The following is a 9,865-nucleotide window of genomic DNA, read 5'->3' on the forward strand; positions in this document are numbered from 1 at the left end:
ATGTCAGATGATAACCATCTGCAAATGGAGACGGAATTTGCAAAATGGCTAACAGATAGAGAACAAGAAGTAGACGGTGATATATGCTTCAGTGCTCAGATCTTAGATTTACAGCAGGGATTTAGTCCAGACGCAACAAAATATGAATTATCAAAAAAGTCTAACCTTATGGGGTCAAGTTGTTATCTAACTATGCAAATGCTGTTAACGCAAATACAATTGCAAACAAAATGGGAAGAATTGCATTGGTGGATGTCAGCAGATAAGTATGATTCTGAAGGAGAAGCTCGGTTCCCGTCTGCCTTGTGTTGCGCTGTACTTGAGGACGGATTCGAGGTTGGCTACGCTGACGCGGATAGCGCTCATGCGGCTTACGGTTCGCTCGTCCTGCCGTTCGAAGTGCTTTAGTCATGAAGTACATGCGAAGCATGACTTCATGGCAGGGATCCTTGGGTTTTGGTGGTTTGGATTTTGGGTAGAATCCGAATAATGAGGTAATAGATACCCAATATCTAATATGAAATCACTAGAGTAAAAATCATTTATCATAGATCATAAAGCGCCACGAAGTGGTCACGTTGTGATAGAACAATAACAAAATATGATAATTTTTGAATTTCAACAACTAACCTTTTACACATAACACATATCACATATCACGAAACATTAAAGTATGAAATCATTAGAACAAATAACCGAACGAGCCCTCCACGCTAACTTCGATGAAGTTCAGCAACGTTATTTTGATAAACTAATGTCTGAGTTGGAAGAAATTTCAGGTGGTTTAGGTTTTGCTGAGCTTGAAGTCGAAGCTCGTAAATTACCCCCGACTTCAGTCGGGGAACGAACTGCCATTCAAGTTCTGCGAGATTATGTCGCAAAGAAAGAGCAAATTGTGGAATTTATTGAGAATAAAAAAGTTCCGATGAAAGAATTCTCAGTGGATTTGTCTCAGTATGATAATGTCGGAACCCCTGATTTTATTGAGGCTGAGGGCAAGGTTTATTTTAAGGCTGAGAAAGACGGGAAACATATGGTTTTCGATGAGAATAGGAAACAAATAGGAGCGGAATATGATGAATTAAAACATATTTTAAAAGTTATTGACGGTTGTTTATATTTTGTCGCAAAAATTGGGAACAAAAAAGTTGTTGTTAATGAGCAAGGAGAGCACGTTGGCGGAGAATTTGATAATGTTGATTTTGTTTTTGATCTTGAAGGTAAAAATATGGTTTTTAGGGCAGAGAATGAAGATGGCGATTATATTGTAGATAAAGATGAAAAAAGATTTTTTGAAGGTTATGATGAAATTGGCTATCCTCATAGTGAAAATGGAAAGATGTTTTTAATGGCTCGGAAGGGAAAGAAATGGTTTTTGGTGGACGAGGATAATAATAGATTAGGAGGAAAGTTTGATAAAAAAGGAACAATTCATGATATCGGAGGAAAAATATATGTCTGTGTTGAAAAAGATGGAAAGAAGTCTGTTTACAATTCAAAGGGAGAGCAAATTGGCGATGATTATGACAATCTTTGGGTTAAGGATCTTGATGGAGAATTGATTATAGATGTTAAAGATGGAGACAAGATGTATATGGTTGATCAAACTGGCAAAAAAATTAGTGGTGATTATGAAACCGTTACGAAGCCTCAAATAGTTAATGGTAAATTGATATTTCACGTTGAAGAAAGAGGGAAATGGTATATTGCTGATTCTGCTGGTAATAAAATTGGACAAGGATATGATAAGATAAGATGGCAACCACAAGTTATAGCAGGAAAAATGATTTTTGTTGCTGAGGATGATGGTAAACAGTTTATGGTTGATCAGGCCGGGAAGATTATTGGTGATAAATATGATAAAATTGGTTATCCTAAAGAAGTTGGCGGAAGATTATTTTGTATTGCTACCCAGAAAAATAAAATGTTTGTAATCAATCACGCCGGAAAAAGAATCAGTGATGAAGATTATGATAAGGTTGATAACCTGACTGATATTGCAGGAAAATTACATTTCACTACTAGAGTTGGTATAAAAAAGGGAAAAAATATGGTAATTCGTGAAGATGGTAAAACGATTGGCGGTGAGCATACAGGAGTTTATATACCATCTCTGGTGGAGGTAAATGGAAAAGTCGTCTATATGGTTAAATCGACTGAATTGGGAGGACATGATTATTTTATTAATGACAAAGGTGAAAAAATTCAAGATGACTTTGACAGCGTTTCAGGTCCTTATGTTTTCGACAAAAAGCTATATTTTAACGTTAAAAAAGATGGAGTAAGATTTTTGGTTAACGGAAAAGGAGAAAAGGTTAGCGAGGAATATGGGGCAATATTTAAATTAGATTTAACAGAAGATGGGCAAATGTATATTGTTTTTGAAAAAGATGGTAAATATGAAAGAAAAATATTAACCTTGAACACATAGCACAAATTACATAACACGTAACACAGATTATTAGCGAACTTAAAGCGAATTAAGTCAATTTAACAGTTCTCATTAACACTTTTATCACCTTTAGATTTTATGCTAAACCCCGAACAATCTTTAACTGAAAAATCTTTGCACGCTAACTTCACTGAAGTTCAGCAGGATCATTTTGATAAATTAATGTCCGAGTTAGAAGTAATCTCAGATGGTTTAGGTTTTGCTGAACTTAAAGTAAAGGCTGAGGCGGGGGACAAAGAAGCTCTTCAAGTTATGCGTGACTATATCGCCAAGAAAGAACAGATTGTAGAGTTTATTGAGAATAAAGAGATATCAGAACATTATGAAGGTTTAGTCAATCCTAAAATTATTAAGGATTTTGTTGAAAATTGTCCATGGCAAGTCATTGAGCTTGATCGTTGGGAAAGATATTCGGAGTCTGATGGCAAATTGAATGGTCGTATTTGTATAAAATATCCTTTAGATAAGGAAGGTCATTGGTACCCTATAATTAATGGGGATATAGTTAGAAAACTAACTGATCCGGAAGGAAAGGAAATTCCTTTGTCGGGTTGTCGAGCTTTAAGCTTTAAGGATGATCAAGTGTTGGGATTTTTTCGATCTGTTAATGGTCGCGGTATGGTGGCAACTATTGATGAAGCCGGTAATATTGAAGATAGTATAGAAAATTCATCTGGATACAGTTTCGAGTCTAATGCTGATAATTACGCCAATGTCCTGGATTTGCATTTTGATGAAAAAACTGGCGAATCTGCATTTATTTTAGCTATTGAGGATACTCAACAAGAAAAAAGGTTGGCCATTTATGATGGTTTGTCTGAATTTGAAAGTATGAATTGGGACAGTCTGCAGATGATTAACCATGTTCCTAATGGAATATCTATAAATGCTGCGGATAAACGAGGAGTTCCAATAATTAATGGAATAGAGTTGTTTGCATTTGAAAATCGATCAATTATTGATTGTAAAAATGTAAAAAATATTGACAACCAATTGTGTGGTGTGCTTTTCCTTCAAGACGTAACTGGTAGAAAAGAGTGGGTCGTTGTTCATAAAGGAAAAAGAGCAGAAATCCAAAATACGGCTAAGTTGGTTGATGAGTTTAAATATGAATTTGTAAATATGAAATATGGAGATGAGACGATTAGCGGTATTTGTCAAACAAAACGTAAACTTGGGGGTAAAGTGTTTCAGTCTTTGCCAATTGTGAATGGCTCTGTATTGGATAATATTGGAGGGCATGAAATTGGTCAGGTTCGCAGTTTGCAAGTTGCTGGAGATCAGATAAATGGGTGCATGGAATTTTTTGATTATGGGGGGTATAGGCCTGTTGTTAATGGTGTCGTTATAAATAAAATTGAAAATCATGAAATTGTAGATGTGAATTCTTGTCATGTTGTTGGCGATAAAATAAATGGAATCATTAAATTTGCCGATGGAACATATAAGGTTGTGATGAGTAAGAGAGTTTTAAAGCTTGAGGGATAAGTCGTATATCCCGATCCTTTAGCGCGTATTGTAAAGATGGCGCTTTTTTTGTTACCTTGACAAAATTAACTTTGCATAATATAATAAATTGTAAATTCGGAGGGAAACGATGATCCTTTTAGTAGATGCTTTTTTTGCAGAGCCAGAGAATCAAGTTTTGCTGAAGTATTACCATGATAAAAGCAAAATAAGAAATCATGAACTCAAAATAGCTTTTACAGTTGAGCAATCGACTGAACTAATTGAAAGAATGGATTTTCATTTGGTAATTGTCAATTTGGTTTTATCAGATGAAGATATCGGTTCTTCTGCAGATCAAAGTCGGGGAGCTGAAGTTATTCTTATGTGTTTGGAAAAAGCAATACCGGTCATGGCTATCCTTGAAGCAATCGATACCCAAACCGGCGATGATGTCATTTTACTAAACTGTGTTCCTGGTATTGTCGGGCAAGTCGACCTTAACCAAATTGAGTATCATGACATTGAAGTTTTTCATGATCGGATGAGTGCAGAAGTTTGGTTGGATATTGCACTTTGCTGTCTTAACTATTATGGGAAAAGTAATTTAGATCTCAATCAACACGTACGTCTATCCAATAGAGAAGAAGAGTCTTTGCGTAAGGGGGGCCTTTATGACTGAAATTTACAATCCAGTACCAAGTGCTGGATTTTTTGTTTGGCACACCCTGTTAACTTTAGTACAGAGTTCAAGAGATTCCGGGTCGTGGCCCGAATGATAGTTTGGGATGTGTTATTGGATCCCCCCGCCTTTGTCATTCCGGATTTAATCCGGAATCTCATGGAATTTGTGCTTGAGTAAAACAATGGGGAATAGGTTATGAGTTTTGATTTTGTTTGCCCTTTGTAGTAAAATGGTTCTATATGCAACCAAAAACTTGGGTAGAAATTAGCCAGGCAAATTTAGTTCATAATATTGAACAGTTCCGTCATCGAATAGGGAATAATGTTAAAATTTGCGGAGTTGTTAAGTCAAACGCTTATGGTCATGGCTTGGTTGAAGTTGCACAAGTTATTGAAGACAAAGTTGATTGGTTAGCAGTTGACTCTGCAAATGAAGCTTTGCAATTACTTAAAACTTATAACTTACAACTTACAACCCCAATAATTATTTTGGGATATACACTATTAGAAAATTTAGAACAAGTTGTAACGAACGGTTTTCATCAAGTAGTGGCAAATTATGAAACTCTAGAAAAGTTGGGCGAGGTTAGTTCAAGGTTACAAAAACCAGCTTTTGTGCATTTGAAAATAGAAACTGGAACTTCTCGTCAAGGAATTTGGTTAAAGGAATTGGATAAATACTTGAATTTAATTTCACAAAATACTTTTATTGAATTAGCCGGTGTTTCAACTCATTTTGCTAATATTGAAGATACAACTGATCATAATTACGCTAAAAGCCAATTAGAAAAATTTAAGGAAGCTGTTCGGTATATAGAAAATAAAGGTTTTCAAAATTTTCTTAAACACACAGCTTGTAGTGCAGCTACAGTTTTATTTCCGGAAACGTATTTTGATTTAGTTAGAATTGGAATCAGTATGTATGGAATGTGGTCATCAACTGAAACTCAGGTCAGCGCCATGCAAAAGGGGATTAATATTGATTTACGGCCGGCGTTAACCTGGAAAACTAAAGTTGCACATTTGAAAACTTTGCCGGCCGGTGCTTCGGTTAGTTATGGGTGTACGGAAAAATTAACTTCAATAACCAAAGTCGCAGTTTTACCAATCGGGTATTGGGATGGTTTTGATAGGGGACTTTCCAGTGTGGGCAATGTTTTGGTTCGTGGTCAGCGTTGTCGCGTAATTGGTCGTGTGTGTATGAACATGGTCGTGGTTGACGTTAATCATATTTCAGAAATTCAGCTTGAAGATGAAGTTGTTCTTTTGGGTCAGCAGGCAAGTGAAACGATTACCGCCGAAGAAATTGCCCGCAAGATTGGTACGATTAACTACGAGGTTGTGACGCGGATTAATCCTTTAATTAGAAGGGTGAAGGAGGGAGAAGAAGGCAGTAGGAGCGTTAACAAAGTCGATGAATCAAGTAAACCTTTTTATAAAACAATGGCAGTCTGGCAAAGTATTGAACAACTAAATGAAATAGTTAATGATGTTTTGATTTGCATTCACAAAAATGAATTTAAGTGCAGAAGCCAGATAGCAAATGCTAATGATTCAATCGGTTCAAATTTTGTTGAAGGCTACTACTCGGGTTATATTAAAGAGTATATTCGGTTTTTGAAGTATAGCCGGCGGTCAGGTCAGGAATTATATTCAAGGGTAACTAATTTATTTATTCGAAAGGTTATTGGAAATAATTTATACACTGGATTTGACGACCGTTGTAAGAAAACTATGTTTTTAATTGATAAAACTCGCTATGGTTTGGAAAACAAAGTTAAGTTAAATGAGAAAATTTCTAATCAAAATTAGCCAAGATAAGACCCTTCTTCTACCTCCTTCTCCCTCCTTCGTATGTCTAAAATAAGCTCCAAGTACCAAAAAGACTTTAAAAACATGGATTACAAAAATCCACGTTTGATTAGAGATAAAGAAAACAAAAAGAATCGTTTATTTAAATTTGTGGGCTGGTTAATGGCAATTGCAGTAATTGGATTATTGTATCTTCTGTTTTTTTCGCCAGTATTTAAAATTCAAAGCCTGGAAATTAATGGATTGGAAAAAATCAAACCTGAAAATATTAATAAAATAATTGATGAATATCGTTATGATAAAAGTTGGTTAGTTTTTTCTCATAACAACTTTTGGTCATTTCAAAAAAGTGAAATAAAAACAAAAATTTATAATCATTATTATTTTGAAGAATTTGAAATAAAAAAGAAATGGCCCAACGAGATCATTATTAATTTAAAAGAAAAGAAATCTGCGATAAATTGGTTGACCAAGAATCTTTGTTATCATTTGGATTTAACCGGTTTAGCTATTGAGTACTGTGAGGAAAGTAATGGCTATTTGACTATTCGTGATTTGCATGATCAGGGTTTAGAGGTGGGGGAGGTGGCACTTTCTGCGAAGGACCTTGATTATATTAGGGACATGTTCGCACAATTAAATGTTGTTGTCGGAGAAGCACTTCACTTGATTAATATTGAAAAACAGGATAATCTATTAACTATCACGTCAGAAGAGGGAATAGAACTTCGACTTAATAGTAATTTAACAGTTCAGGAGCAGATCACCAGGTTGCGCACATTACTTAGTCAGCCGGAAGTTAAAGGTAATTTAACCAATCTGAAATATATTGACCTTCGTTTTGGTGAAAAGATTTATTATCAATAAGGAGGGGACATGGATAGACGACCAGGAGTTGTTCTTGACCGATTGCACAAGGCGTTTGATATACTCCGAAGAGAAGATTTTTACACAGCTCCAGGATTGAACAAGGGAAGTTTTGCTAAAACAAAACAGTATGTTCAAGATCGGGCCAAGGCTTCAGGTAAACAGTTCTCAATATTTTGGGCTTTGCAAGATCAATTGAATTATGAGCAAAGTTCGGGTGGGTCAGATTTTTATCTTTGCTGTGTGACGGCCTCTGAGTATTTTTCTTCAAGTGATGAACGGTTGATCGAAGAGAAAGTAAAGAATGCGTTTGCTTGTCTTGGAATAGTTTTTGAGTGGAATGGTCGTTTGCTTTATAAAATATTAATCAAGGGTGTCCGGCATAGACGTGATCGTTTGTGCTAGAAGTGGTTAGTGTGTAAATATGATTTACATGCAAGTCTGGTTAATCCCAGCACGTAGTGGAGTGGAGTAACCGTGTATCATTGATACGCGGTTTTTTATTATAATTAAAAAGTCAGAATGTTGAGCGAATTACAAATGTGGGTCACTACTCACCACTCACTACTCTGAGATTTTACGACACTTAAAAAAGATGGCCGGTTGAAAAGTGGGGAAGGTTAAAGTTGGTTTACTTTTGTTAAAACATGAAAATGGGGCAGGTAATTGAAACTCTAAAAATTTGTGGATTTTTCACTATAGTTGATTTAAATACAAAAATTCACAATTCACAATGCATAATAAAACTAATTTAGTATCAAAAGATCAAACAATAAATCAACAATACGCAATGTCTGATACACAATGAAGTTATATGTAAAATACGGTGCTTTTGAGGTGAAATACCCTATTTTGAGGCTATAATTAACGTTAAATTCTTGTGTAAATTTAGCCAATAAGCGACCCTCAAAATCGAGCTGTACGGGGCGCAAAATTCAATTGAATACTAGCGTACCTGTAAACATCTTTCTTTTGCGTAAATTTGCGTAAGATGTTGTTATAATTCGGTATTTGATATTCTTTAAGTGTTTGTAGTTATTAGCAGGTGTTTGGTGGTAGATATTTGGTATTCTTTGAGCTTCTGTGGATACTATTTGGTATTGGTTATTGGATATTTGGTGTTGTTGTGCTACATTGTAAGTGGACGTCTCTTAATTAGCATTATGCGACACGCGTGCAATATTAAATACACAATACCCAATATTCAATACATACTATATGAAAAAAGTTAACTCACCTATTATAAAATTGATTCCGGATTTTCTAGATTACATTGATGTAGAAAAGGGTTTAAGTCCAAAAACTCAGGAAAATTATGCGCGTTTTCTCAAGCGCTTTGAAAACTGGCTAAACGTCAAGAAAATGAATAGCCTACTCCCACACGAGCTTACGAAAGAAATAATTTGGAAATACAGAATATTTTTGGCAAGACAAACCACCTCCAGGCAAACCAAGATAAATTTAAGCAAAAAAACTCAGAATTTTTATTTAATTGCTTTGCGATCATTGTTGTCGTATTTTGTTGATAAAGACATCATCTCCCTACCTCCTGATAAAATTAGCTTGGCAAAACAAGAAAAAAATCCTTCAGTTCACTTTCTTTCTCTTGATAAAGTAAAAAAATTACTGGATTCACCTTCCCAAAAAAATGTTCAAGGGTTACGAGATAAAGCTATCTTGGAAACTTTATTTTCTTCAGGTATGAGAGTTTCTGAATTAGTGGCCTTGAATCGTAATGAGGTTAGTGTAAAAAACACAGATAAGGTTTTTGAATTACCAATTAAAGGCAAAGGTAATAAAACCAGAACTGTTTATTTTTCAATTCGCGCTGTTAATGCAATTAGAGCTTATGTCTCTGAGCGAACTGATATTGAGCCTGCATTATTCATTAATTTTTCAGTTATAAAGAAAGCTGCGACTTCGCGTCGATTAACCACTCGCTCAGTAGAAAGGATTGTAAAGAAATACGTTAAATTAGCTGGATTACACTTAAAAACTACTCCACACACGTTAAGACATTCCTTTGCTACAGACTTGCTTAATAATGGCGTAGATCTTCGTTTGGTTCAAGAATTTCTTGGTCATTCTGACATTTCAACTACTCAAATTTACACCCACGTAACTAACAAAAAACTGAGTGATGTTTACAATAAATTCCATGCAAAAAGCAGTTAAATTTTATCCACATTTTTTTTTTTTACTCTTTGTTACTATTAGTAAAAATGGTATAATTAAAACATAAATAAGCAGTCATCTATGGCAACATTGTCAATGGATTTTTAGCTGTTACAAAAGTCTAACTAACTTAATATTTTTGTTATGAAAAAATTTTGGCGAATGATTGGAGGGCTCTATGTGTATCTTAAAAAGAATAAAAGACTTGCTCCCCTACTTCTGGCAATTGTGTTTATAGTCCAGTTTATTTTGATAATAATTATGTCAATTCAATTAAGTGCAACTCAAAGAAATGTTCTAGCTTTTAAGGATGCTTCATTACGGCGCCAAAATCAGATTTATAGCATAGTTTACATGCTCAACTCTCGTGTAAATCAACTTTTAGAAAAAAAATAAAAATTTATATATAAAACTAATTAAAATCAAATT

9 protein-coding genes are annotated in these 9,865 nt (G+C 34.8%); all 9 read left to right on the plus strand.

Going from position 1 to position 9,865, the window contains the following annotated elements:
• The first annotated feature begins 24 nt into the window (after window positions 1–24).
• The 9 genes from HN643_05440 (at window position 25) to HN643_05480 (ending at window position 9,832) form a co-directional block, all read left to right on the plus strand.
• Window positions 25–408 carry a hypothetical protein gene (locus tag HN643_05440; protein MBT7501079.1) on the plus strand — a complete coding sequence of 128 codons (384 nt, stop codon included), beginning with the start codon at window positions 25–27 and terminating at the stop codon, window positions 406–408.
• A 265-nt stretch (window positions 409–673) separates the two neighbouring features.
• Window positions 674–2,431, plus strand: a complete 1,758-nt coding sequence (locus HN643_05445) for a hypothetical protein (GenBank protein ID MBT7501080.1) — start codon at window positions 674–676, stop codon at window positions 2,429–2,431.
• 99 nt (window positions 2,432–2,530) lie between these two features.
• Window positions 2,531–3,940, plus strand: coding sequence for a hypothetical protein (locus tag HN643_05450; GenBank protein ID MBT7501081.1), 1,410 nt, complete (start codon window positions 2,531–2,533; stop codon window positions 3,938–3,940).
• A 109-nt stretch (window positions 3,941–4,049) separates the two neighbouring features.
• Window positions 4,050–4,580 carry a hypothetical protein gene (locus HN643_05455; protein MBT7501082.1) on the plus strand — a complete coding sequence of 177 codons (531 nt, stop codon included), beginning with the start codon at window positions 4,050–4,052 and terminating at the stop codon, window positions 4,578–4,580.
• Window positions 4,581–4,822: 242 nt separating this feature from the next.
• Window positions 4,823–6,394, plus strand: coding sequence for an alanine racemase (gene alr, locus HN643_05460; GenBank protein MBT7501083.1), 1,572 nt, complete (start codon window positions 4,823–4,825; stop codon window positions 6,392–6,394).
• Between the two features lie 42 nt (window positions 6,395–6,436).
• On the plus strand, window positions 6,437–7,261 hold the full coding sequence (locus tag HN643_05465) for an FtsQ-type POTRA domain-containing protein (GenBank protein ID MBT7501084.1): 825 nt from the start codon (window positions 6,437–6,439) through the stop codon (window positions 7,259–7,261).
• Window positions 7,262–7,270: 9 nt separating this feature from the next.
• On the plus strand, window positions 7,271–7,666 hold the full coding sequence (locus tag HN643_05470; protein MBT7501085.1) for a hypothetical protein: 396 nt from the start codon (window positions 7,271–7,273) through the stop codon (window positions 7,664–7,666).
• Between the two features lie 813 nt (window positions 7,667–8,479).
• Window positions 8,480–9,436: a tyrosine-type recombinase/integrase gene (locus tag HN643_05475; GenBank protein ID MBT7501086.1), complete on the plus strand. Its 957-nt coding sequence runs from the start codon at window positions 8,480–8,482 to the stop codon at window positions 9,434–9,436.
• Between the two features lie 144 nt (window positions 9,437–9,580).
• Window positions 9,581–9,832 carry a hypothetical protein gene (locus HN643_05480; GenBank protein ID MBT7501087.1) on the plus strand — a complete coding sequence of 84 codons (252 nt, stop codon included), beginning with the start codon at window positions 9,581–9,583 and terminating at the stop codon, window positions 9,830–9,832.
• The last annotated feature ends 33 nt before the right edge of the window (window positions 9,833–9,865 follow it).

The sequence above is a fragment of the Candidatus Falkowbacteria bacterium genome (assembly GCA_018674305.1).
GTDB lineage: Bacteria > Patescibacteriota > Patescibacteriia > UBA11705 > JABHMO01 > JABMRF01.